At 37.5% G+C, this 25,714-nt stretch carries 20 protein-coding genes and 1 tRNA gene; 8 read left to right on the top strand and 13 right to left on the bottom strand.

Features of this window, described 5'->3' with window-relative positions; translation table 11 throughout:
* Positions 1 to 227: 227 nt before the first annotated feature.
* Genes KYH19_RS11750 through KYH19_RS11740 form a run of 3 tightly spaced genes read right to left on the bottom strand, consistent with a single transcriptional unit; the run spans position 228 to position 2,456 of the window.
* Positions 228 to 1,190, bottom strand: coding sequence for a sterol desaturase family protein (locus KYH19_RS11750; protein ID WP_132404097.1), 963 nt, complete (start codon positions 1,188 to 1,190; stop codon positions 228 to 230).
* Position 1,191: 1 nt separating this feature from the next.
* Positions 1,192 to 2,250: a 3-dehydroquinate synthase gene (gene aroB, locus KYH19_RS11745; protein ID WP_219075252.1), complete on the bottom strand. Its 1,059-nt coding sequence runs from the start codon at positions 2,248 to 2,250 to the stop codon at positions 1,192 to 1,194.
* On the bottom strand, positions 2,250 to 2,456 hold the full coding sequence (locus KYH19_RS11740; protein ID WP_219075251.1) for an RNA-binding S4 domain-containing protein: 207 nt from the start codon (positions 2,454 to 2,456) through the stop codon (positions 2,250 to 2,252). The genes aroB and KYH19_RS11740 overlap by 1 nt, the downstream gene beginning before the upstream one ends.
* A 93-nt stretch (positions 2,457 to 2,549) precedes the next feature.
* Here KYH19_RS11740 and KYH19_RS11735 point away from each other — a divergent pair, with 93 nt between their 5' ends.
* Entirely contained in the window at positions 2,550 to 3,734 is a 1,185-nt protein-coding gene (locus tag KYH19_RS11735; protein ID WP_219075250.1) for a proline dehydrogenase family protein, read from the top strand.
* Positions 3,735 to 3,940: 206 nt separating this feature from the next.
* Here the strand turns inward: KYH19_RS11735 and KYH19_RS11730 are convergent, their stop codons facing one another.
* From KYH19_RS11730 to KYH19_RS11720, 3 genes are all read right to left on the bottom strand, one after another.
* On the bottom strand, positions 3,941 to 4,261 hold the full coding sequence (locus tag KYH19_RS11730) for a DUF962 domain-containing protein (RefSeq protein WP_193420103.1): 321 nt from the start codon (positions 4,259 to 4,261) through the stop codon (positions 3,941 to 3,943).
* A gap of 8 nt (positions 4,262 to 4,269) precedes the next feature.
* The gene (locus KYH19_RS11725) at positions 4,270 to 4,905 is read right to left on the bottom strand and encodes an HAD family phosphatase (RefSeq protein ID WP_219075249.1); all 636 of its coding nucleotides are present in this window, start codon (positions 4,903 to 4,905) and stop codon (positions 4,270 to 4,272) included.
* A 174-nt stretch (positions 4,906 to 5,079) separates the two neighbouring features.
* Positions 5,080 to 7,791, bottom strand: coding sequence for a PQQ-dependent sugar dehydrogenase (locus KYH19_RS11720; protein ID WP_219075248.1), 2,712 nt, complete (start codon positions 7,789 to 7,791; stop codon positions 5,080 to 5,082).
* A gap of 807 nt (positions 7,792 to 8,598) precedes the next feature.
* Between KYH19_RS11720 and KYH19_RS11715 the strand changes: the two genes are divergently transcribed.
* The 3 genes from KYH19_RS11715 to KYH19_RS11705 all read left to right on the top strand — a co-directional run bounded on the left by KYH19_RS11715 (position 8,599) and on the right by KYH19_RS11705 (position 10,059).
* Positions 8,599 to 8,787, top strand: a complete 189-nt coding sequence (locus KYH19_RS11715; RefSeq protein ID WP_219075247.1) for a cold-shock protein — start codon at positions 8,599 to 8,601, stop codon at positions 8,785 to 8,787.
* 4 nt (positions 8,788 to 8,791) lie between these two features.
* On the top strand, positions 8,792 to 8,989 hold the full coding sequence (locus KYH19_RS11710; RefSeq protein ID WP_121286571.1) for a cold-shock protein: 198 nt from the start codon (positions 8,792 to 8,794) through the stop codon (positions 8,987 to 8,989).
* A 293-nt stretch (positions 8,990 to 9,282) separates the two neighbouring features.
* Positions 9,283 to 10,059 carry an AraC family transcriptional regulator gene (locus tag KYH19_RS11705; protein ID WP_219075246.1) on the top strand — a complete coding sequence of 259 codons (777 nt, stop codon included), beginning with the start codon at positions 9,283 to 9,285 and terminating at the stop codon, positions 10,057 to 10,059.
* A gap of 1,313 nt (positions 10,060 to 11,372) precedes the next feature.
* Here KYH19_RS11705 and KYH19_RS11700 read toward each other — a convergent pair.
* Both KYH19_RS11700 and KYH19_RS11695 read right to left on the bottom strand, forming a co-directional pair.
* Positions 11,373 to 12,641, bottom strand: a complete 1,269-nt coding sequence (locus KYH19_RS11700) for an Hsp70 family protein (protein WP_219075245.1) — start codon at positions 12,639 to 12,641, stop codon at positions 11,373 to 11,375.
* Positions 12,642 to 12,716: 75 nt separating this feature from the next.
* Complete coding sequence (locus tag KYH19_RS11695; protein ID WP_219075244.1) at positions 12,717 to 14,810, bottom strand: HRDC domain-containing protein; 2,094 nt, start codon at positions 14,808 to 14,810, stop codon at positions 12,717 to 12,719.
* A 225-nt stretch (positions 14,811 to 15,035) separates the two neighbouring features.
* On the opposite strand from KYH19_RS11695, the gene KYH19_RS11690 reads away from it, so the two are divergent.
* Positions 15,036 to 15,109, top strand: a tRNA-Ile gene (locus tag KYH19_RS11690).
* Positions 15,110 to 15,270: 161 nt separating this feature from the next.
* Here KYH19_RS11690 and KYH19_RS11685 read toward each other — a convergent pair.
* From KYH19_RS11685 to KYH19_RS11675, 3 genes are read right to left on the bottom strand one after another with little or no spacing between them, the layout of a single operon-like run.
* Positions 15,271 to 16,560 (bottom strand): hypothetical protein, encoded by a 1,290-nt coding sequence (locus KYH19_RS11685; RefSeq protein ID WP_219075243.1) that lies wholly within the window; start codon positions 16,558 to 16,560, stop codon positions 15,271 to 15,273.
* 43 nt (positions 16,561 to 16,603) lie between these two features.
* Entirely contained in the window at positions 16,604 to 17,782 is a 1,179-nt protein-coding gene (locus KYH19_RS11680) for a hypothetical protein (protein WP_219075242.1), read from the bottom strand.
* The gene (locus KYH19_RS11675) at positions 17,766 to 18,935 is read right to left on the bottom strand and encodes a hypothetical protein (protein ID WP_219078844.1); all 1,170 of its coding nucleotides are present in this window, start codon (positions 18,933 to 18,935) and stop codon (positions 17,766 to 17,768) included. Before KYH19_RS11675 ends, KYH19_RS11680 begins: the two co-directional genes overlap by 17 nt.
* A gap of 412 nt (positions 18,936 to 19,347) precedes the next feature.
* On the opposite strand from KYH19_RS11675, the gene KYH19_RS11670 reads away from it, so the two are divergent.
* The gene (locus KYH19_RS11670) at positions 19,348 to 19,890 is read left to right on the top strand and encodes a hypothetical protein (RefSeq protein WP_219078843.1); all 543 of its coding nucleotides are present in this window, start codon (positions 19,348 to 19,350) and stop codon (positions 19,888 to 19,890) included.
* Between the two features lie 258 nt (positions 19,891 to 20,148).
* Here the strand turns inward: KYH19_RS11670 and KYH19_RS11665 are convergent, their stop codons facing one another.
* A complete protein-coding gene (locus tag KYH19_RS11665) occupies positions 20,149 to 20,655 on the bottom strand; it encodes a GNAT family N-acetyltransferase (RefSeq protein WP_370630312.1) in 507 nt (168 codons plus the stop codon).
* Positions 20,656 to 20,859: 204 nt separating this feature from the next.
* On the opposite strand from KYH19_RS11665, the gene KYH19_RS11660 reads away from it, so the two are divergent.
* A complete protein-coding gene (locus KYH19_RS11660; protein WP_219078841.1) occupies positions 20,860 to 22,032 on the top strand; it encodes a serine hydrolase in 1,173 nt (390 codons plus the stop codon).
* Positions 22,033 to 22,321: 289 nt separating this feature from the next.
* A complete protein-coding gene (locus KYH19_RS11655) occupies positions 22,322 to 23,770 on the top strand; it encodes a S41 family peptidase (RefSeq protein WP_219078840.1) in 1,449 nt (482 codons plus the stop codon).
* A 293-nt stretch (positions 23,771 to 24,063) separates the two neighbouring features.
* Here the strand turns inward: KYH19_RS11655 and KYH19_RS11650 are convergent, their stop codons facing one another.
* Entirely contained in the window at positions 24,064 to 25,287 is a 1,224-nt protein-coding gene (locus tag KYH19_RS11650; RefSeq protein ID WP_219078839.1) for an erythromycin esterase family protein, read from the bottom strand.
* Positions 25,288 to 25,714 lie beyond the last annotated feature (427 nt).

The following is a 25,714-nucleotide window of genomic DNA, read 5'->3' as shown; positions in this document are numbered from 1 at the left end:
AAAAAAAATCTCCAGTAGACTATTGCAATTCCACTAACCTCTACCATTGACAGACTCAATAGAATCCTCGTCATCTCAGCCGTAGCAACGCGAAGTGGAGAGATCTATCTTTTAGCGTACGAAACTATCATCTGTGTTTATCTGTGTGCATCTGTGGTTAAAAAACAATAGCTAAAGCATATCACGAAAAAGGTCCGTGTGGATACACAGACCTTTAGCTTAATTTTTTATCCTGTAGAACTTAACTCTCCCCGATCGTTAAGTCCCTTTACTTTTTGCAGTTGCAGTTCATCATACTTTTTCTGTTCTTCCTCACGCAATTCCTGCTGCATAATTTTAGCGATTTTAGTGCTTCCATCATGGCTCCATCCCGGTGGATTGAAAATGTATTTTACTTTATCCATAAAGTTTGGTGCCTTTTTAACGTCTGCAGTTAAAGCTTTAAACTCATGAAAAATAATGTTTACCGGCCCGGTATCAGTAGGTTGTGTAGTTAGACCATATTTCACTACATCTTCAGGCAATTCTTCCTGGAAAGTGCCAAACCACCTGTCCCAAAGAATCAATACCATACCCATGTTTTTATCCAGGTAACGTACGTTGCTGGCATGGTGTACCCGGTGATGGGATGGGGTTACGAAAATATACTCGTACCATTTCGGGAATTTGATGTTGTATTGGGTGTGAACAAGATTGCCGTAAATTTGGGTAACCAGGTAGGCAAAAAGAATATCAACTGCAGTAAAGCCCATAAATGCCAGCGGAAGATAAAAGAAAACCCGGTACAAAGGCTCAAAAACAGTTGAACGGAAACCGGTGGTTAAGTTAAAGTGTTCAGATGAATGATGGGTAACATGCATCGCCCAGAAAAAGCGTACATAATGGCCAACGGTGTGCAAAAACCAGTATAAAAAATCCTGCGCTAAAATGAGCACAATCCAATATACCCAAATATTAGAAATCTGGAATAAACGGAATTGATAGCAATAGGCCAACAAGAAAAAAGTAAATGTTTTAGTGCCTAAATTAATCACAACGGCTGCCGTCATCAGGTAGATGTTCGTCCAGGTATCGCGTTTGGTATATAATTTTCTGTCGTGCGCATAGCTAAAATACATTTCAACCAGGGTTAAAACGATTACGAAGCCAAATAGCCCGATAACAGAAATATCACTTCCTGTATACTTCATTTTATAAACTGTTATAGTAATCCAAACTGCTTAAAATATCGGCTGTACTTACACGGCAGTTAAACGTGCATTTACCTGTTTGTTCTAAAAGTGAGAAGAGAATGTTTCCATCTTCGTTCTTTTTATCACTCTGCATCAGTTCCAAAAGGGTATCGAAACTTTCTTTTTTGATGTGGTATTTTGGGTATAAAGATAAAATATAACCACTGATATCTTTCAGTTCTTCCTTGCTTAACGTACTGTTTTTGATTGATAATGCTGCCTCGCACACAAAACCAATAGCAATGGCTTCACCATGTGTTAATGGATTTTCGTCATTTGCCAGCGAATAGCCTTCCACAGCGTGACCAATGGTATGGCCGAAGTTTAAAATCTTCCGTAAGTTTTTCTCATGCGGATCGATGGTAACCACTTCGTTTTTAATTTCAACCGATCGGTAAATGTCTTCTGCAGCAGGAGTAAGGTAATTACTGGCTTTTAACTTTTCGTAATAAGACTTGTCATAAATCAAACCATGTTTGATCATTTCGGCAAAACCTGATAAAAGCTCGCGCTCCGGCAATGTTTTTAAGAATGCAGTTTCGATAAAAACCATTTGTGGCAAGGTAAAGGTACCCACCATGTTTTTTACATTGTCAATATCGATTCCTGTTTTGCCACCTACCGAAGCATCAACCTGTGATAGAAGGGTAGTGGGTACATTGATAAAATCAATACCTCTTTTGTAAGTAGAGGCAATAAAGCCACCCATATCTGTAATTACACCACCGCCAAGGTTGATCATTAAACTTTTGCGGTCGGCTTCAAAGTCCAGTAAGGTTTTCCAGATGCCGATACAGAAATCGATATTTTTATTTTCTTCACCTGCCGAAGTTTCAATCAGGTCAAATTCAGAAAAATCATCTAAAAGCGACTGGAACAGGGGCAGGCAGATTTCGCTGGTATGCTCATCAGCCAGTACAAAAACTTTGCTGTACTTGTTGCTTTCTAAAAGTGTTTTTAAGGCGTCTAAATTGCTTTCGAAATAAAGCGAATGGCCTGCGCTCGTTAAGGTTTCCATTAAATTACTTCGATTTTATCTTGTTCAAAAGTGATGATGTCGCCAATCCTGACTTTATAGCGTTTGCGGAATTCTACTTCGCCGTTGCATTTTACCAAACCGTCCATCACAGCAGCCTGTGCATCACCACCGGTTCCAACCAAGCCTGTTGCTTTTAGCAGTTGGATTAATGGAATAAATTCGCCTTCTAATTTGAATTGTATCATTTTATGCAAAAATACGATTATTTAGAGGTTTTTAGTTTTAACAACCAATGCTTTTTATAATTTTGCACCAATCTGACTTATTATATAGTAAAAATGGATTTATCCACCAAAAAACAACCCAATTTCGACAATACGGAAATCGCTTTCCGTCAAAAATCTAACCATGAGCTTAAAAAAGCATACTGGCTTTTTAAAATGATTGGGAGTAATTTCCTCACCAAAGTTGGTCCGGCCATTACAAACTTCTTTTTAAATATTGGTTTGCCGATTCAGGGAGCGATTAAAACGACCATTTTTCAGCAGTTTTGCGGTGGTGAAACCATTGCAGAATGTAATAAAGCTATTGAGCAATTGGATAAAGGGGGGGTAGGTACCATTTTAGATTATTCGGTAGAAGGAGAAGAAGAAGAACAGGTTTTTGATGAAACCTGTGCCGAAATTATCCGTACTATAGTACGTGCCGATGGCGATACCAAAATTCCGATTACGGTTTTCAAAATAACAGGTATCGGCCGTTTTGCACTCTTGCAGAAACTGGATGCCAAAGAAGTTTTAACTGCAGCAGAACAGGCAGAATACGAAAAAGTAAAATTACGGTGCGAAATGATCTGCAAAACGGCTTTCGATAAAGCTGTGCCAATCATGATTGATGCTGAAGAAACCTGGATTCAGAATACCATAGATGAGTTGGCGCTGGATATGATGCGTAAATTTAACCGGGAACGGATTATTGTGTACAATACTTACCAAATGTATCGTCATGATAAATTAGCGGATATGAAAGCTGACCATTTAATAGCTAAAGCAGATGGTTTTATTTTGGGTGTAAAAATGGTACGTGGTGCTTACATGGAAAAAGAGCGTAAACGTGCTGCAGAAATGGGATATCCTTCGCCAATTCAGCCGGATAAAGCGGCATCTGACCGCGATTATAACGAATCTTTACGTTATTGTATTGATCATATTGAAGAAATTGCCATTGTTGCCGGAACGCATAATGAAGATAGCAGCCGCTTATTAACTTATCTTTTAGAGGAAAAAAATATAACGCACAATCATCCTCATGTATATTTTGCCCAGTTATTGGGGATGAGTGACAACTTAAGTTTTAATCTTGCCGATTCGAACTATAATGTAGCAAAATATGTTCCTTACGGACCGATTAAAGCGGTAATGCCTTATTTATTCAGAAGGGCACAGGAAAATACTTCAGTAGCCGGACAAACAGGCCGTGAACTTGGGTTGATTGAAAGAGAATTAAAAAGAAGGAAACTGTAGTTTTTGGTTAACAGTTGGTAGTTTTTAGTTAACAGAGTTGTCATTTCGATCGGAGTGCAACGCATTCTAGAAATCTATCTCAAGGTAGATCTCTCCATTCCGCGGTGCTTCAGTCGAGATGACGATTTTATTTTTTGTAACCATCATGCTGATCCGATAGTTATCGGATCGAGTTTAGATTGAAAGGTATTTTTAGCTCCTGAAAACTATTTCTTTACCACAAAAGATTGTTTGCCTGATAACAGATCGTAGAACAAGATAAAATCGCTCACTAAACTATAACCCGGATACTGAAAAGTAGCAGGTTTGTTTTTCTCGAAAAAGAAGTGCCCAACCCATGCAAAGCCGTAGCCCAATACAGGAATTGCTAAAAAGAAATGCCAGTTGTGAAAAAGAAAACCTGTAAAAAAAGCCAGGCAAACCAAGCCGGTACCAATAAAATGTAAGATACGCGATGTGGTATTCTTGTGCTCTGACAAGTAAAAAGGATAGAACTCTTTTAGCGACTTAAATTTTTTTTCTGACATATATTAATTTACAAAATTCCGTTTGCTTTTAAAAAGGCCCCTAGTTGAGCTGGTTTTTCAGTCATTAATAAAGCGTTTAATCCCACTTTTTTAGCGCCTTCTATATGTTGTGGACTATCGTCGATAAATAACGTTTCGGCCGGATTGAGGTTGTTTTCTTTTAACACCTGCTCAAAAATATTGGTGTTGGGTTTACGCAGTTTCATGTGTTGCGAGAAATAAACTTTCTCAAAATAAGCATCATAATTATTAATCTGGAAGGTTGTTTTCAGGTAATTGATAATCCAATCGTAGTGGATTTCATTATTGTTGCTTAACAAAAAAGTACGGTATTTTTCTTTTACTTCAAGCAGTAAATCGTGGTTTTCTTGTATCGTTCCAATTAACAGGCTATTCCATGCCTCGTCAATCTGCTGGTCGGTTAATTCAGGTTTGCCTGCGGCATTTCTAATTCCTGTCCTAAATTCGGCCGGAGAAATGGCACCAGTTTCAATGTCATCAAATAGTTGGTTATGCGCTTTGTGCGCAAAGAAATTTTCGATATCTGTGATGCCCAATTTTTGAAAAGAGGCCTGAGCAATTCTGAAATCGATATCAAATATTACGTTTCCGTAATCGAAAATAATGTTTTTAATGTTTTGCATGGAATCTTCTGAATTTGCTGCAAAGATATTATTGCTGAATTAACGAAGGGTATGAAATCAGCAATTTTTACAATAAAAATCCAGAAGCCTTAATTGCCGCGTGATATTTAATGTTGGCGTCATTCCTGCCTGCTCAGGAATGACGCCAACATCAAAATAATTTTATTTATAGACCTATTTAGGTTCTACCGTAATCGATTGGATAATGGCCCGGCTCTTTTTATCGCCTGTTTTTATCACCTTAAATACGAAATAAATATCATGTGTTTTTCCATCCGAAATCATATTGATCGGATCACTTTTTCTAAAAGTAGATTTCCCGATCATCATTCCTTTACTATCGTCCAATCTGATTTCGATTTCACCATCTGATCCGGGATCGAGGTTTAAGAATGAATAAGTAAAACCTGAAATACCCGTTAAATCAACATTTTTAATGGCTATCCAGCCGTTATCCTTAGTGAGAATGAGTTTTTCACCACCATAAATATCTTTTCGCTCAAAACCCCCAAAATCTTTGATATCGTCCGCATCAATTACATTACTTTTCAGGGTGATTACTTTTGTTGTGGTTAGCGGTTTTTTTAATGCTGTACCTCCTGCATCGGTATAAGTTGCCTTTAAAGTTAAAACAGATTTCTTCTTATCGGTAGCAGCTGGCGGAATGATTTTGCCTGCAGTTGGAAGTGAGGCTTTAACCGCTTCTTTATTGCCTAAAGTCATAATCCACTCTGTAATTTTTTTTACTTCAGCTTCTTTCATTGCGGTATGTGCAGGCATTGGTACTTCTCCCCACACGCCATGGCTACCGCCAATCACTTTTGAAGCCAGGTAATCAACCGCTTTAGGGTCGTTTTTATATTTTGCCGCAATTTTATCAAAAGCTGGTCCGATAGAAACAGCTGATTCTTTATGGCAGGTGCTACAATCAGATTTCAACATCAATGCTTTACCAATCATGGTTTGTGCTGCCTGCTGGTGCCCCAATTGTGCGCCAGCTAAATCAGTTCCTTCTGTATACGTATTTGATATATATATGCGGTTAGCATTCACTTTAGCACCTTTATCGCTTACTAAAACTTTATAATCAACTGGTTTATTGGGAAAGTAAAAACTTTTGTTACCTGTTAAATCTATATTTACAACAGGGTGTTCGTTACCTGCAAAAACCGGTATCACCTGACTTTTCGCTGAAGTTTTACTATTATCTATTACGGTAACACTTACCGGATATTCGCCTGCTTTAGCGAAGGTATACTGTAGGGTTGGCTTAGTGGTAGTTTTGGTAATGCCTTTTCCCAGGTTCCATACATAGGTTAAAGGATCACCATCCGGATCTTTAGCGGTAACTGTTGCTGTCATTTTATAAGGCAATAAACCACTTGTTTTTGCAATATTCAGGCTTTCAACTATTGGTGGACGGTTGCCTTTCAGGTAATCAATTCTGGTAATTGCAGCATCAGGGTTTTTGGTAAACCAGCCTTTGCCGTACTCCAGGATATACAATTTTCCATCTGGACCCAATTCCATGTCAATAGGGGCTGCTAAAGAAACGTTAGCCATAAAGGGCTCCATACTCAGGTAATCACCTTGTGCATTCATGGTTACCGCTTTAACCCATCCACGTACCCATTCATAAATAATTAGTTTGCCGTTATAATAGGCTGGGTAAGGTGAATTTGCTGAGGCATAGTACACCGGACCGGCCATGGCTGTTCGGCCACCTGCACCAACCTGTGGAAATTCTTTCGATTCGCCGTAAGGATACCAGATGTAAGCAGGTTGTGCCGGCGGCAGTTGCTCCAAACCGGTGTTGTTTGGCGAATTATTGATCGGTTTTGCCGGATCAAATGCATTTCCGTTTGCACCATTGGTATAATCGTAAGCTTTATAAGGATAATTATTACCAATAAATAAGGGCCAGCCAAAATTACCTGCCTTACGGGCCTGATTTACTTCGTCATAACCTCTGGGGCCTCTCAAATCGTCATCGTCCGGTGCATCAGGTCCAACCTCGCCCCAGTATAAAAAGTTGGTTTTCTGATCGACAGAAATGCGGTAAGGGTTTCTATTTCCCATTACATAAATTTCAGGTTTGGTTTTCGGATTGTCTTTAGGGAAAAGGTTACCATCCGGAATACTGTAGGTACCATCTTCATTTACCTTGATTCTAAGTATTTTTCCCCTTAAATCGTTCGTATTACCGGCCGATCTCCTGGAGTCGTATTGTTCAAATCCCTTTCTGTTGTCGAGTGGGGCATAGCCTTTGTTTACATATTGTTGTTTTGGCGCATCAAATGGGGTGGAGTTATCGCCTGTTGATACATATAACAGGTTATCTGATCCAAAAGCAATAGATCCTCCGGTATGACAGCATATTTCGCGCTGAGAATAGAATTCGAGCACAATTTTCTCCGATTCTTTTACAATCTGATCGTTAACCAATTTAAATCTGGATAATCGGTTTACAGATTTATCAAATGGACTGTAAAAAAGATAAATGTATTTATTTACCGCAAATTTTGGATCTGCGGCCATACCCAATAAGCCTTCTTCTGCATTTACATAAGGGGTATTGCTTTTAAAATAAACATCGAGTTTGCCTGCCTCTTTAATTTTTTTAGTCTGATTTTTATAAATCAATATTTCACCTCTACGTTGGGCAACCAAAATATCAAGGTTTGGAAGCACCGCCATTTCGGTAGGTTCTGTAAATTCTCCCTGCGCAAGGGTAACCTTCACAAAGCGGTCCTGGTCTGGTGTGTCTATTTTATGTTTTGTAAAAAAATCGAAAGTTTTGCTTTCGTATATGTGTTTGTTCAGTGTTGTTGCCGATATAAGTACAAAGGCAATGGCAGATAACAATAGGGTAAAAGTTGTTTTCATTTATTTAGTTGACTGATTTTTAATAAATATAGGAGATAGTTTTATAGCCTGAGGTATTGTATCAAAATTTATGCGAAAAATAGCAGAATAGATTTGTTATGGACTGCCATACTTGCTTTGAATTCATCATCTGATAAACATCAGCTCCTATCACAAACTTTACGTAACAGCATGTATGCTGAAGTTCAGGTTTAAATCGTACAACCATAAGTTGTTTTTTAAATTATTTTTTGTCAGCCTATTGTCATTGCCATTTTAATCTGTAAATTACGTTATGAACGATAAATTAAATTTGATTCTTGGAATAGTTTCCCTTTTAGGTGGTTTTAGTGTTTTCTTTGTGATTTTTAGCGAAAAAAAGGGTTAGTTCAATTTTCAAATACTTTTTCAGGGAGAACCTTTCTCTATGGGGGGGTATTTTGATCATTCGAAAAAAAACTGGTATTCAATAAAGCCCGGATCTATTTTCTGGTATTTTTCCAATCCTTTATTATCTAGGAAACTTAGCGTATGGACTGATAAATTTAGATAACAGTTCGTTACCAATCGAGATTTTGGATACTGGCAGAATATGGCTGTTGTATGGGGTTTTTAAATTCAATTCTTAATTATCGGCGCTAAATGCATGATAATAAGATAAGAAAGTTTCGAATGTTGCCTTTGGCTTTATTCTTTGTATGTGCCTTTTTCTGGTCAGCATTAAATCATCAATACTCATTGCCTGATCTATCGATCAGATCCAGAATTTTATATAATAGCTAAACCTTTTGGTTTTTTGTATGTTTATTGAGTAAAATCTAAATAAAAATGCAGGGAACAGTAAAATTTTATAATGAATCTAAAGGATTTGGTTTCATCATAACAGAAGACGGAGACGAAGTTTTTGTTCACGTTACAGGTTTAGTTGATAAAATAAGTCAGAATAACCGGGTTGAGTTCGAAATAGCGCAAGGGAAAAAAGGTCCTAATGCCGTTAATGTAAAACTGATTCAATAGTTCTATGAGGTTAGGCACGGTAAAGTTTTATAATCAAAAAGAAGGTGTTGGAAGTATTACACCATCAAATGGAGGAAGAGAAGTGAGTGTTTTTGCTCATGGTGTAGTCGATCCCATAAAACCCAATAATATAGTTCAATTTGATATTGAATTTACACCGGATGGCATCGAAGCCACTAAGGTAATTGTGCTATCAGCATAGATAGATACTGTAGAATATCTTTGCATCCGATTGCATTTGTTGTTTTGCGTCATTTCAGGATAACTATATGATATTGATGCACATCATCTAATAATAATGCCAAGAGAAGGGGCTATATCTCATCGTTTAATAAATGGATTTAATTTAAATACGGAATCGAAAGATTGATGCTTTTTTAGATTTGATTCTTAATCTGTATTTCTGGAGGCATTTATCATTATAATAATTTATTTTAGCGGCCTGTAACCAAATCTGATAAATTTGATCTTACAGTTGTTTACCCTTAAATTTTTATGATACAACTAGAGCCAATTAACGGTTTTTTTAAAAAAGAACGTGCGTTGCAGGCAATATACCCTATGCGTATATTAATTGTGCGTGAAGGAAATGGCTTTTTATGCATGAATTCCGGCGATTACGCCCTGTTAAAAGGTAGGATTTTTTTTATTCCGGAAGAAGGTCTGGTTAGGCTCGATGGAGAGATTACTTCAGGTTATTGGCTAAGTTTTAGCAGTTTACTATATGCAGAATTTTTACTTCAGCATTTAGATCCTCAGGCTAAAAACCTCTTTTTAAATTTATCCTTCAGGGATCTCGATTCGCACAAATTGACTAAAACTTATAGGTTACTTGATCAGCTAAAGAGAGAAATTAATGTTAAAAAAGATATACCTTTTTTAGCACAGTATTTGTCTTTATTTCTAGGTTATACAGCTGGTTTAAGCGGCTATCTTGCTGCCTTAACTTTAGATGATTTACAGCAGGTATTGAGATTCAGGGCAATTTTAGAACAATTTTTCAGGCAGGAAAGATCCATCCGATTTTATGCAGAAGGTATGGGAATGAGCGCTGGCAAGCTAAATAAATTTTTAGATAGAGTGCTTGGAAAGAGCCTGACGGTGCTTATTAAAGATCGCATTATGCGCGAAGCGGAAGAATTATTGATCCATAGTGAATACACGATTGATGAAATAGCTGAGCTATTGGGTTTCGAACAAACCACTAATTTTAATAAGAGTTTTAAACGTCACAGAGGTATGTCGGTATTGCAATTCAGCCGCCTGGCCTAAATTGAATGAAAAATTGGTGCGTCTGCCAAAGAAATTTCATCTGCTTGATTTCATCTCTTCCAGAAAACAGGTATTCCAGACCTCACCACATTAATTGTTTCGCGCCTAACGCGTAAAGCTTTGCTTACTGCATCTATTTTATCAGCCGCACCAATTTTACGTCAGCTAAATTATAAAATCTTAACCTAAAGCAAGGAAAATTTTCCTAAAAATGTTACGTAATTGTATTTTAGCGTTTACAGTATGCGTTAGCCTCATTTTTCATGGCCAAAATAAAATATAATCTGGTAGGCTTATTCCCTGTTGGAGCGCTAGCCAAATATCATTAATTTGAGGTTTTTAACCACAGATTCACACAGATAACCACAGATTGACGACCTTTCAGGGAGATATTTGGAATTGCAATAGTCGAAACAAGTAATAGATAATATTGCAGGTATCAGGAAATATAGGTGCTGTGGTTTATGGCGGTTTGCAGCCCCGCTTTTTATTACTCCCGACTTAACGTCGGGATTCATTACAATCGGGTTTATGAACAAAGGGTTCTGCACCTTGCATACCCTAAAAATGAAATGCTGCATTGTCCTATAGCCCCGGTCGGAGTGTTACCCCAATGTCATTAAGTTAAGGGGTTTTAGCCACAGATGAGCACAGATAAACACGGATTTTCATATCTGTGTGCATCCTTCCTATCTGTGGTTAAATTATTTTCTTGTGCCTAATGGCTTAACTTAATGACATTGAGTGTTACCAGCAGCAACGAGGTACGAGGCAGCGAAGCGTAAAAGCGAAAGACGGGAAGTATCTAAATGTTTTGTACAGGCATTGCGCTCCGGATCCAGTCAATATTTCTTTATCCTCGGCCTTTTACCTATCGTGTGGACACAATGATTATAACATTCTTCTAACGCTCTATGCCGCGGGGCATGGTACTTTGGAGCGCCAAAGTACCCAAAACGCTTCGTCAATCCAGCAATGAGCCTTTTGCACAATCCCATGCACATCAAAAAAACAACGGCACTTCGTTTTGTGTTCAATATTTTTTTAAATTAAATCATCATTTATGAACACAAAACCACTGCGTTTCAGGTTTGTTAGTGCTAATTGAACTAGACAGCAGCTGTTTTTTTGATTTTTCCGGCTCTTGGGATTGACGGCGTACTTGGTTAAAATCCGTGCTTTATTAAAGTTGGTTAGCAAAATGCCTAAACTATTCTTAAAAAAAGATGTGTCCAAACGATAGGCCTTTGACGGGATAGAAAGTGCAGCTATGTTACAGATTCTTCGCTATAGCTAGAATGAAAATCTGCTCATTAATCCTCAAACAAATAACCACTGTAGGCCAATCCTTTGGCTACACTTTTAAAATTATCGCCAGAGTTTAACGGAATATGAGGAAATTTAGTTTTAAACAGGTTTTGCACGGCTGAAACCATTGATGTTCCTCCGGTTAAAAACAAACAGTCAATGTCTTCTGAGTTGATTTTGTATGTTTCCATAAACTGATCCAGGTAAGCATTGATTTTATTGATGTCTTTTCCGATAATCGAATTGTACTGCTCAAGTGAAATATTTTCGTTAATCTCGATCTCCATATTGCTGTAGGCGAAGGTTGAAACAGGTTGATCAGAAAGTTCGATTTTTGTTTTCTCGATCGATCTGAACAAAGAATAGCCCAGGTTATTTTCGATCAGGGTGATCAGGTTTTTGAATTTCGGATCGTTTCCTGAATAATAATAATATTCCTCAATCTCTTTCTGGATTTTTAAACCGTTAAAAAAGTTCATTTTATCCCAGGTACAGATATTGGCAAAAAGTGATTTTGGAACATTTAAAACCTTGCCTGGCGTGGCCTCGTACATGGTGTTTTTTCCAAAATATGGTGTGCCTTTATCCCACATAAATGCAGAATCGAGACTATCGCCACCAATATAAATACCACCAGAGGCAATCATATCATTTTTACGGTCTTTGCTGCCAACTTTATCCGGATCGAGGATCAGGTAGGTGAAATCTGTTGTACCTCCACCTAAATCGGCTACTAAAACCCGTTCTTTTTTCTTAATTGTTTTTTCGTAGGCAAAGGCTGCCCCAATAGGTTCGAATTGAAAACGCACGTCAGTAAAGCCAGCGTTTTCAGCAGCTTTTTTTAACCTGGTTTGCGCCAGTGTATCTTTCATGGTATTGTCATCATCAAAGAAAACCGGCCGCCCTATAATGGCCTTGCGGCAGTCTTCACCAACAATCTGATCGGCCTTCGCTTTTAAATCTTTTAGAATTAAAGTGACAAGATCAGAAGCTGTATATCTTTTATTATGGATACGGGTTTCGGTAAAAGTAGTTCTTGAGAGGATTTGTTTGATAGATTTGATGAAGCGGCCTTTCATGTTGTCACTTAAATAAGCATCTATTGCTTTGTCGCCAACGATATGGCTTTCGCCATCAACAAGACTTTTTACTTCTGTAAAATAAATCAATGAAGGGATAGAAATCGTGTCTACAATTTCCTTCTTTTCTTCATCATAAATAGAAAGTGCCGAATTGGTTGTTCCAAAATCGATTCCGTATAAAAACTTGCTCATGGTGTGTTATGCTGTGGTTGGCGCTAAAATTGGGGTTGCGAAAGTATTAAAAAATTGTGTTAAGAACTAAAATTTTTAAAATAATTCACTTGTACCCAAATGGGCGTTTACAATACGCGTAATTTGCTGGCCCAGTTCTTTTGCATTGCCAATGCCTACGCTTTTAAGTGCCGCAAGTTGGTCGGTAGTTCTGGGCATTTTTTCGGCAATAGAAAGTAATGCTAAGTCAGACAGTACCGCATAATCCTGGGTGCCACGTTGCTGCGCGATTGTTTTGCGCCATTCGACCAGGTTTTTGTAAACCTGAGGATTGGAAATCTCTTTTGGCTTGATGCTCGATTTAACCGGTTTTTTCTCGGGTTGTTTATTGCCAGCGGCATGCAAGGTATTGATGTAATTTTTGATCGAAAAGGGGTTCCACGAAATTTTAAATAAAGCCAGCTTGATCTGGAGTGCATCTTTACAGTCGTTTAAAACTGTAAGTAATTTGTCAGAGTGCGTATCATTATAAAAGTTGATGGCCACAATTCTTGCCATTAAAGTAATGAGTTGTTCAAGTTTTGGAATAAAATAATCTGAGGCTTTCTGCAAACGTTCCATAAAAGCACTTTCATTTGCAGGATTTTCATTGGTGCTTATTTTCGAGAATTCCTTTGTAATGAAATTTCTGGCTACTTTAAAGATCTCGTGTTGAAAGATCTGGTTTCCCTGTTCGTAAATAGATAAAAAAGCATTCTTCTCGTCTTTATCGATCAGTTTGGAGCGCCCGAGTTTCTCCCAATCTTTTGCAATCAGCGAAAAATCCAGAAGCTCATGAATCAATCCCCAGGCATATTGCTGCGTATAACGTGCCAGCAGATCAGCGGTAGGTTTATCCTGGTGAGCGGCTTTTGTGAAACTGATTACTTTGGCATCGGTAATGATATTTTCGGAAACCACAGGCGATTTTAGGATCAGTCCTTCCAGGCTTCTGCAACGGCTTAGTGCTACGTAAGCCTGTCCGTGGGTGAATGCGGTGCTCACATCAACTATTGCCTGGTCGAAGGTTAATCCCTGGCTTTTGTGCACGGTAATGGCCCAGGCCAGTTTAAATGGATATTGTGAGAAGGATCCGGTACTGGTTTCGTCGATTTTATTTTCTTCGTTGCTCAGGCTATATTTAACATTTTGCCAGATTTCTTTTTCTACTTCGATTTCCCTGCCACCGTTGGTGAAAGTTACTTTTATCGAATCCTGACTGATTGCGGTAACTTTTGCCGCTTTTCCATTGTAGAATTGCTTTTTACCTGAAGAATCATTTTTGATAAAGATGACCTGTGCACCCAGTTTTAGCTGAAGTTTTTCGTCGGTAGGGTAGGCATCTTTAGGGAAATCGCCACTTACATCTGCATTGAATTCGAAAATTTCTCCGGGCAATTTTTCTAAACAACCCTGGTTAATTTCATTAACCAATTGGTTATGTGTGGTGAGCGTAATGTAATCATCTTTCCATTCCCGATCTAAAGATGGGTCGTAACGTTCATTCAGTTTGGCAAGGAGGCCGGCGTCGAGACTGTTTTCCCGCATCCCGTTCAAAATGTCAAGAAATACGGGGTCTGATTGACGGTAAACTTTATCTAAAGTGAACGTAAGCATTGGCGTAGACCTGAAAATGAGGCTATCGAAAAAGTAGGGGCTGGAATAATAACTGCCCAGAATATGCCAGGCATCGTGAAAAATAGGAGAGAGCTGGTAAAGATCGCCGATCATTAACACCTGAACGCCACCAAAAGGACGGTTAGAGCCTTTAACACGCCTTAAAGTACGGTCGACAAAATCAATCAGATCAACCCTAACCATACTAATCTCATCAATGATCAATAAATCAAGGCAGCGTAAAAGTCTTGTTTTTTCGTCTGAATATTTAAAATTACTTTCTGCGTTTTCATCAACAACCGGAACCAGCGGGCCGAAGGGGATTTGAAAAAAGGAATGGAGTGTTACGCCACCTGCATTTATTGCTGCAACAGCGGTAGGTGCAACAATGGCGAAATTCTTTTTTGTGGTATCCCTAATCTTGCGTAATAAGGTTGTTTTACCGGTTCCGGCTTTACCTGTTAAAAAAACAGGCTGGTTGGTGGTGGCTAAAAAATCGAGAAGAAGTTGGTTGTCCGGGTCGGGCGTATTCATATCAATTGCAAAATTAACCTATTCGAAATTGATTTGAGGACAGGTGAGCAGGCGTTTTATCAACATTTTTAATGAGAAACGAGGCGCTGTAAAATGAAAATTAAAATTAAGCGCTTGAAAATGAGTTTGTATTCTTTCTTTTTATGAAAAAAGGGTGAAAACATTTTCCTAATTTCAATTCAAATTTGTAACATTGCACTCGCAAAAAAGGAATAACTTTTTTCCGGGCCTATAGCTCAGCTGGTTAGAGTAGAAGACTCATAATCTTTTGGTCCCTGGTTCGAGCCCAGGTGGGCCCACTGCTTTAAACCCCTTTAAGGATAGCCTTAGAGGGGTTTTTTGTTGCTCTTCGTCGAAACTCAATTTTTCTGGAAAGATCGAACTAATAATCTCTCTTTTTATTCGTCACATTGTAACCATATTTGGGTATTTCGGTAAAGTGGGGAATACATTAAAAAGCTTAATCACCCAGGTTCTCAATGGCAAATTGCCTAAAAAAATCAGCACTGGTGTAACATGCATAAGGTACTCTCACCGTATGGTCTTCCAAGCCCTCGGGGTATTTTGTTTTTTTTGAACCGTAATCGGAGATGGACTTCATGGCTATTCCTTTGGGTTTGTTGCCGAATGTGGTGTTTTCGATCGCATAGTAAAACCCGAAGATTTCCATGTCCCAGCCTATGGCACCTGGATTGTCGGCCATCACTTTATTGAACCATGTTTCCGATCTAACCATGGCACTTCCTGAAACAATGATTCCAGGAAAGAGCTTTAATTCTGCTTCAAAAAGTGCTTTATCCGGATAACCATCTTTTATTTGCTGTAAAATACCGGTCGACTTGAACTGTAGTGCACTTGTAACAAGCGTGGTATTGGCAGGTACAGGCCTCTTCTTGGGCTTTTCGATGATTTCAGGCGGGTTGTCGCCTGCCGACTGCTCGGTAATGGTCACCTGTTCAAAGTCGATGGACTCTTTTGCGAGCATGATGTCACCTACACTGCATTTTTTCATTTTGGACTTATTTCCAGCAGCATGGCCGATCATGGCCATTATCTCAGGCGAATGACTGGTTATCATCTGGCTGGTAGCCACCGCTGCTGCGGCTGCACCTTGGTGAAGACATTGCACGAGGATAACTTTAATTCCCTTTTTTCCACCTTTTAAATGACCGGTCCGGTAGGTGAAGGCGTTATTTTCTTTTGGTGGGATGATTTTAACCCCGCTTAATATCTCCAAGGCTGCATTGTGTTCTTCTTCTGTTACAGTGACAATCCCAATCTTGTAGGTCTGCTTGCGGGCTGTTGGCGGCTTTGCCGTAGATATGTAATTTTTGGCCAGTTTCTGCTCCTCCCTGTAAATATCCCTCAACTGTTTGAATTTGTTGAAAGCGCTATACAATAAACTGTGTACATGACTGTTGATTGTAGTTAAAATACCGAAATGTGCCAGTTCATCTAGGTCACTGATTTTTTTTTTCTCCTGTGCTGCCCAATAAAGGAAATCATCTATAAAGCCGGTTATATCTGAATCAGTTAGTGCACTATCTGTAAGTAAGGGTTCGTAGATTTTGGTGTATAAATGGTTATAAAGGGAATTTACCGCTTCAAAGTAAAATTCGCCGTTCTGTATTTTCCAACCCTGGCCGCTGCGGATATTTTCATATGCGCTGCGGTACTCATCTTTTTTGTTTTCCAAAAAATTGGTCAGGGTATCAATGGTTCTAGGGATTTGTGTTAATTGTATGCTCATTGGAGAAGTTAATTATTTTAGGATAGTATTTGTACATGATTCGCTACCTAATGTTATCGGTCCTTTTATGGATGACAGAATCGATGAATGCGAGGCAGTCTTTTTTCCCGGTTATAAAATCATTGTATATGTCCTGTAGGCTAATGGTAATGACTTCCAGGTTGAAAGGGCTATGAGTAAGCGTACTTAAGTATGCATTTTGCTCGCTTGGGATCATAACCAGGTTTATTTGGGCATTATGATTGGCTACATTATAGGCATACAGCTCTTTTTCAAAAGGTTTACGCAGGTAATCTTTTAGGTTATAATATTTTGCGTCACCGATAAATCTCGTATGGATTAAATCGGGGTGAAGTGTTTTATAGCTGGGTTCGGTCCAGTTTATTGGTTTAAGCCCTGTACTGCTATCTAGTACAGCCTGGAGCATATATTGGTAAACATATTCGAAAGCTTTCGAATAAAAAACATTGATCTTGTTTTTGACCTGTATGCTGGAGTTTTCTATATAGGCTAGTAATGTTTTGATGACCAGTTCATATACAGGGTTAAACTGTGTTGTTCTTAAAGTCGTGATTACCTGTTTGTCGTCATAGGCTATCTGTTTGAATGCAATACCTTTTCTTTTTAGGAATTCTTCCATTTCGGCTATCTTTCTGGACTCTGTTGTTGAGGCATATTTTTCTTGTAGAGATTTCAACACGGTATAATAAACATCTCTAATTTCATTGGTTGCAAAGTCTTTTATTTGATAGGTGATGCCGTTGCCATACCTTCCCCTGTTGATATCGGTGAGCATCGGGTTTACCCTCCCGAGCTTTGGCCGGGAGCTATGAATAAAAAGTTTTTGTCTGGGGTAATAAAACTCATAGGTAATGTAGTCCATAAAGAAGCCATAGAGCTTTTTCCAGTAATAAAACTCGGATTCGATCTCTTTACCGGTTTCAAAGGATTTGTTTTCGATCAGTAACTTTTCTTTTCTTTTTAACCCCCTGAAGGTTTTGAGCAGGTTGATGGTGAGGGAAATATTTTCCTGGGTATGGTCTTCAAAGTTTTTAGGTAGGGCAATGAAATGATGGTACGGGGTGATCACCTCTCCAACGAATACCACTTTATAGCTTTTCAGGTATTGTTTGACTTCGATAAGACCATGTTCAAGCAGGAAGCCAAATGAATCCCCAAATGCCCCTTGCGTGTAGAGCGCGGAATCAATTAGTAAATTCACTGGCGGTTTCCTCACTGATTTTATCAAACAAATAATCTAGGCTGTGGTTTTCACCATCGCGGTCGAGGTCGGTGAGCTCAATGATTTCGATTCTTTTGCGCAGGTCATCGTTACCCTGGATAAGTTCGGTCTTGGATGATACAAAAACAAAGCCCAAATTATCCGGCAAGATCCTGGTACCGTTGTCCTCTGCTAAAAAATCGAATTGCTTGTCAACCAGGCTATTGAGTGAGAGGAAACGCACCCCGTTATTCCGTTTAGTGGAAATGGCCTGAAGTAGTACATCATTAATGATTTCCAGGCTCTTGTGGCACTCATCGAACACAATGGTGTAATGGTTGGCCAGATCTTTGGAAGCAGCCTCAATGAACTTTCCAACCTTGGTCAAGGTATAGGCTCTATCTTCTGGAGAATAATCGAACAGGATATGTTGCCACATGTTGTCCACAATTACAAAAAGGCTTTTGTGCCCATCATTTGCCAGGTTTTTTTTGATCCGGTAACTTTTGCCCACACCAGATGCGCCTACAAGGCAAATGGCTTGTGCCAATCTGTTTTTTACTGTGCTGGTTTCGTTGGGAACCAGTCCATCTTTAGTCATGGTACTATCGCTTATGTCCAGAAAATTGATATAGGATTGTATCGCTGCAGAATAGAACCCGGATTCACCATAGGAAGGGGCATCCGGGTGGTAAAACTTCCCATTCTTATCTGCCTGCTCTGCTAAGAGATCTTCGTAAAGATCGTTCAGATAGCGTTTGTCGCGGCTTTCAAAAAGATTTTTCTTCAAAATTTCCGATAGGATTTTTAGTGCTTTTACATAGGTGCTGGGTTTATTGCTGCTGCCGGTCCTGGTCTGATCCAACCATGCACGGTATGCTGCTTCATTGTCTAAGCTTAAGCCCCGGTAACCTGTAATCAGATCGAAATACTCAATGTTCAAAAGGGTCGTCTTGATTTTTTTATACATCCTATCATCTTTTTCTTCGATCAGCTTGTTTTCTGTTATCTTTTCGGCAATCAAAATCCCAATCGTTCCAAAATATGCACCTAAAGACAAGGAGCGGGGCTGTTCAATGCCAATTGAGGATTTCCAGAATTCGCTGGGAATAATTAACTCAAGTTGCGGGTTAAAAAAGGTAAAATTAAGCATCAAAAAAGAGAAATTTGGTTTACCACAACTAAAGAACTCATGATGATGCTTACCAAAGATAAAATTAGTAGGAATATTTTGTTTTATAGATGATTTGTTGAAAACGAGTAGCGGTCATGGAGATAGCCGCAGGCAGGTAAGTGACAGCGAGATCATCACAACGGCGGTTGTGTCATCTTTGTACTTTGGGGCCCATCAGGTTAGAAAGCTCCATGCGGTGACTTTCGAAGGTTGGCTGTTGAGACTCTGTTTATATTCGCTTTTACTTTAAATAAGATAACACCTAACTCACAACTTGATTTAATTAAATATTTGTGGCGAATTACTTTTTATTCGTCACCTTAAAATTCATAGATTTTAATATTGAACATGATTATGTAATTGGCAAATAAATAATTCTTAAATTGAGCCTATGAAAAAAGTATTTCAAAGTATTGCTGTACTTGTATTTTTATTCACATCCTGTAATTATTCGCCTAGTAAAAAGCAGGAAAGCGTTTTATATGAAAAAGACGGCTTAAGTTTTCAATTTCCAGCACATTGGAAAGTAGAAAAAGATAAGCCAATAGATGGTGTTGCCAAAAGTAGATTCATCACTATCATTAATCATAAAATTATAAGAGGTCAAGAATTCATTATAATTACTGCATCGGATAGTACTGGAACTTTAAAAGAAACATTGGATAATCTCATCAAGCAATCAGAAATTAGTTATACCAGCGGAAATATTGAGTTTGGGGTATTAGATGAAGCCAAAGAATTTAAAATTGGTTCGCAAAAAGTACTTCGTCAGAATTTCGAAACCAATCAAAATAATACTTCTAATAGGGGGATTTTTAGTGTTTTTAATTCTGCTGGCAAAACATTTTCTTTTACAAGTATGGCTGAGGCAACTAATATAATAGCGCATACTGCTATTGTAGACTCTGTAATTAAATCGCTGAAAATCAAATAGCTATTCACCCTGTTTAAAGTTTTGGTACGAAATAGGTGCGGAAATTATTTAGCATTTAGAACGGATTTTGCCGGTTCGATCTCCGGTTAGTGTATATGAAACAACCCAGCCGTACTCAGGTCGAAGCAATTTTGGAAAAAGATATGTTCTTGTGTTCCTGATTTAAACCGTAAAAAATAACTAACAAAGTAATTTCAAATTCCGGAAAGGGATCAAGTTATTTATTTGTAAAGCAATAGGCCGTAAGCTGTGAAAAGGTTACTTCATCAATTTCCAATAGAACATCACTTGATCTTCCCCAACTTTCTTAAAATTAAGGAAGGTTAATATTTGTTGTGAAGCCAAATTTTCCTTTGAACAACTCGCAGTAATGGCTTTGATTCCGGTCTGTTTAAATGCCCACTCCATTAGCCCTGAAGCTGCTTCTTTTGCATATCCTTTTTGAGTTTCGCTTTTAATAATCCCATACCCAAGATCAATTTCACCATGTTCATTAGGAAGCCCCTTAAATCCAATGTCTCCAATTAATGTATTTGTGCTTTTATTGAGCACCATCCAGGACTCAAATCCTGAAGGATATTGTACTTTATTCAAATGATTTAAAATTCTGGGTAAAGTATCCAAAGTCTCCAGATCTGGCCATCCGTACCCGGGTGTAATACCTAAATCTGCAAGAAATGAAGTTGAACAAGACAATACTTCCTCGCAAATCTGTATAGTAAACGGCAGCAATTTTAATCTATCTGTTTGAATCTGAAGTGACATAAACCTATATACCGTGTGAATGTTGATTAAATTTTATTGAAGCACAATGTTAATCAATTATTCCTGATCGACTATAGATTAGCATATCTTGTTAAGATATTGAAGGAAAAATCCTTTATAGAGTAGATAACTATCCATTATCATTAATGGGATTCTTTTATGTAACAAGGTACTATGTTATGCATCATAACATAAATTTTTACCATGAAAAAATGCTTTTTTATATATAGAGCTATAATGCTTTGTTTAATTTCTATTCCGTGCTGGTCACAAACAGAAAAATTGCTTACAGATAATCCCCTCAAAAACAAATTAGATAGGGCTGTCCAGGTAGCTGCAGCAGATTATATGGCTAATCCAGGCACGGTTGGTCTTTCAATCGCTATTTATCAAGATGGACGCAGTTCAATGTACAACTATGGTGAATCAAAAAAAGGAACAGGTCAACTAATTAAAGCAAATCAATTATTTAATTTAGGTTCTGTAGCAAAGACATTTATTGGAATTATGCTTGCACAAGCTGTAATAGATAAAAGGGCAAATTTACAAGACGATATTCGTAAATATCTCCCGGGAAAGTATCCTAATTTACAATACCAAGGTCGCCCTGTAAGGTTGATTGATGTCGCTAATCATACGTCGGGTCTGCCAAAGTCATCCAGAAATTTTCCGGCAAAAATTATGGATAGTATAAAGAATATCAGTCTTCCCAAACAACTTGATTTTTTTGCCCGGTATAATCAGGATACACTATTGAAAGATATGCATGATTTTAAGCTTGACACTATACCCGGTACAAAATACGAGTATAATGGTAACGCCATGACGATCCTTATTCTTTTACTTGAACGCATATACCGCGAGCCTTACGAACAGTTGGTGACAAATTACCTTAAACATAATCTCGGCCTTTATGATACAAGAACGAAAATCCCTGTGAACCAGTTAAACCGTTTTATTCAGGGATATAAAGATGCATCGCGTCCTGTACAATGGTATGATCTCACAAATAAAAAAACTAATGAGATTAATACTAACCTTTTTTACCCTGGTGGGCCAAGTATGAATTCAACCATGGCAGATATGCTTAAATATGTAATCGCTAATGTTGAAGAAACCGACCCGGCTATAAGATTATCACACAAGGAAACTTACCATCAAACAGACAGTACGGGTGTAGGTTTAAGTTGGATGATTGGCAATGATAATGGAAAACGCTTTCTTTACCATAGTGGCCGAACAGGTATTGGATTTAGCACACTTTGTATCGCCTATCCGGAAGACAAAATGGGGATCATGATACTTGTTAATGATAATCTTAGTCAAGACAACATATCCATTTTAAGCGACAAGATTAAAGTTGCTCTAATGGAATGATGACTTATTCTCATTATTCCCTCGCTTTTTAATAAGAGGCTGGCTTACAATATAATTTAAATGGTCTTTTAAGTCCTCCTGCATTTTGCTATTATTATGGATTATAAATAGCTGAGCTTGACCAGGCTCCTACAGAATAGTACTAAAAGCGGTTTTTAAATGTACTTTGAACTTGCTCCGGCATACACATGTTATGTGTTTCCATGCATGAATAATGATTATAGCAAGTTGAGGCATTGATTATCATAATTCTTTAATTTATATTAGTTCCTTAAGGAAACATCTATTAATGGCCGGAAATAAAATTTATCAAACGATAACCTTCATATTAATATCTTGCTCTGCGCTTCTTTCGTATGGACAAACATTAAACTTGAATTCTCATATCAATCATGCTGACCGATTAAGACAAGATTTTACTTTTTTTAGAAATAGTATTCAAAATACGCATCCATCACTTAACCGATATTCTGATGAAAAGACGATGAGTGCTGTATTTGACAGTTGCTATGCTTCGATCAGTGAAAAAACCACCGATTTAGAGTTTTACAAAATGCTAAAAATTTTAATGAGTAAAATGAAAGATGGACACCTATATTGTAGTTTGCCACCTGCATTAGAAACTTTTCGGAGTGAGAGGGCATCGTTTTTTCCAGTAAAACTCCGGTTTATTGATGGTAAAGCATGGGTGGATGCTGTCGCTGCTCCCCAAATCCCTGCCGGGTCTGAAATTATCTCCATTAATAAACAACCTATCAACGCTGTAATACCTGAGTTATTTAAGTATATAGTGTCTGATGGAAATATTCAGACTAAAAAATATCACATTTTAAATAACTTCTTTTATTTCTATTATTTCATAGAATTTGGTGAGACACCTTTCTTTGATGTTGATTACAAGTTGAAAGATGGACAAATAAAAAGTATAAAAATAAAGGCTGATCTTGAAAAAAACATACTTAAAAATGAAAATGCGAATGTCCATCAACCACTTCTTGATTTTTCTATAAAGTCTAACCAGATTGCATTAATTACCATAAGGAGCTTTGAACCGTCAGAACTAAAAATAAATTATAGTGATTTTCTGAAGAACACTTTCAAGAAAATAAGAGAGCTTAATATAAAAAAATTGATAATCGATCTTCGTGGAAATACTGGTGGACGAGATACTTATGGTAGCCAGCTTTATTCTTATTTGGCAAATAAACCATTTAAGTATTATAAGAGCTTGCAGACAATCACAATGAAAATGGATTTTGATAAATTCAAAAGCAACGTGTCTTCCTATAATAACCTGACACCTAAAATGTTTAAAAAAGTACATGATAATCAATATCAATTAACGAAAGAAGCTCATCCAAATCTTGAAATTATATATCCGGATCAATCTTATAATGGTGAAGTATGGTTTTTAATTGACGGATTGTCATTCTCTACAACAGCGGAATTCTGTGCGATAGCCTACAGCAACAAGCGTGGAAAGTTTATTGGAGAAGAAACAGGTGGAACATATGATGGAAACACATCTGGTGTACAGTCCGAACTGGTTTTGCCGAATACAAAAATGGAGATTTCATTTGGTACAGTTAAATACGAAATGGCAGTTAAGACCGCAAAGGAGATTGGAAGGGGAATTATTCCAGAATATAAGATTCAGCCGACATCGCAAGATATCATCAATAAGAACGATGTACAACTAAATTTCGCATTCCAGTTAGCAGGTCAAGATAACAATTGATCGACAGTTGTCATTATTCCTTGGTATTTGGATCGTTTCGGAATTTCATGGATTTATGATATTTATGGGCACTATTCTACGTCAGTAAATCCTAACTTAAATAAATATATTTTGTATTTTGGGATTTCATTTAGAGTGTGCAATAAATTTAACAAGATCGACTTATGTTCATTAATAAATTAATAATATTCTGCCTGAAATTAGTTTTGATGATGGGTTTTTGATAATTTTTGTCAACAAAAACGAAGGTTTATGTTTAACAAGTTGATCATTATTGGTGTGTCAACTCCTGGTTAGTTCATCCTGGGAGGATAGGCGGTTTCTATATAAAATATTCCATCAATTACCTGGTTAAGATCCATAGATTGGAACCTGTTACCCAAAAGCCTGCTTTCTATGCCGGCATCGATTTTTTTATTTGCAGATGTTTTCCGAAAACTTGTAAACGCATATGCGTAACCTTTTTTACCCAATTGTCCTTCGTAGCTCTCTTTAGGAGGTTCTTTTAATTTATGTGTGATTATTGAGCCGGCTTTTCCTTTATAGCTTGTAAAACCGATGGTAAATAAGTTTTTGTTTAGCTTTTGACGCAGGTACTCACCCATTGGAATGAAAGTTTCATATTCTTTGCTGTTAACGGATTTTTGATTATAGATAAAATGTGATGTGGCACCCCAACAAATTATTTTTTCACTCTTAAATCTTTGCTCGACTAAGTTCAATAGATTCTCTGCCATGATGCTGTCCCTAAAATTCTCATTACTAAATCGACGCTTTGAATCATTCCTTAAATTAGAAACAACTTTTAACCAGAACCCGTTTTCATTCTGGTTGGCTGCATTAGCATTATTTGATATAAAATCCGAAATCTTTCTTGCAAATTTTCCAATCAAAGAGGTATCGGTTGCAGATGGTTTTTTATAAAAGTTTGAATATTTGATTTGTCGCTGGAGAGCAGATTCAAAATTTATCCAATCCGGATCTTTCCTAATTTTGGATGCACCGATGTCCTTCAGAAATGCGCTCAAATCCCCGAAAAGATATTTTTTTGATAAACTACCACTAAACTGGGTATCAAATCCTGTAACAATTAGAGGTGCAAAGGTTTTTTGCGTATATAAAATATATTCTTCTAATTCAGCCAGGGACTTATTGTCCCAAACACCAAAAACAGCCTCCTTTAATATCCCTTTAGATTTACGCTGTGCCAATAGTTCAGCTGCCTTGCTACAATCAAAGTAACCACTTTCAAAAGCAAGAATATTAAAGCCAAGTTTTTCATGTAGATATTTTACAAGCTGAATTTTTGCATCAAAAGTTGCACCGTCGAAATGTGTCTGTTCGCCCAAAGTCACTACCCGTACGCCTTCGAAATTTTTATTCAAGATTTCTAAATTTGAAAACCGGCCATTGTTATCACTATGGATCTGTACAGTTACCTCATCTATTCTGTTAGACTGTGCACCGCAAAGGAGCGGGATAGCAAGGGTGAATATTAGTAAATATCTATTAATCATACGGCCAAATATATCCGATGGATAAGACCTTCAGATATTGTTTAACTAACTTTAACAATTCCTTTCAAATTACCTGGTCCGATAGAAATCATCCTGGATTTGCCTGGAGTTGTGAGTATCACATACATCAATATCTGATAATAAGGAACGCTTCAAAACATTAAGGTCAAACCGTTATATTGGCTTTTTAGAATTTATTTTTTAATTAATGATTATCATAAATTCATTTCACTAATCAAATCAATTTTGGATTTTTGATAATTTGGATTAACTAAAAACGAAGATATTCTTGTAACGAATTACCATTGTTTCAATCTCAAATGATAATGCACGCTAATTTTTAAACGCAGCTTTATTACCTAATTTTGTCACTTCAACTAATATTTCTACTTTAGAACACCTGAATATATAAGTGCTTATCATTACC

It is taken from the genome of Pedobacter sp. D749, from assembly GCF_019317285.1.
GTDB lineage: Bacteria > Bacteroidota > Bacteroidia > Sphingobacteriales > Sphingobacteriaceae > Pedobacter.
This window is presented reverse-complemented; position numbering and strand designations above follow the sequence as displayed.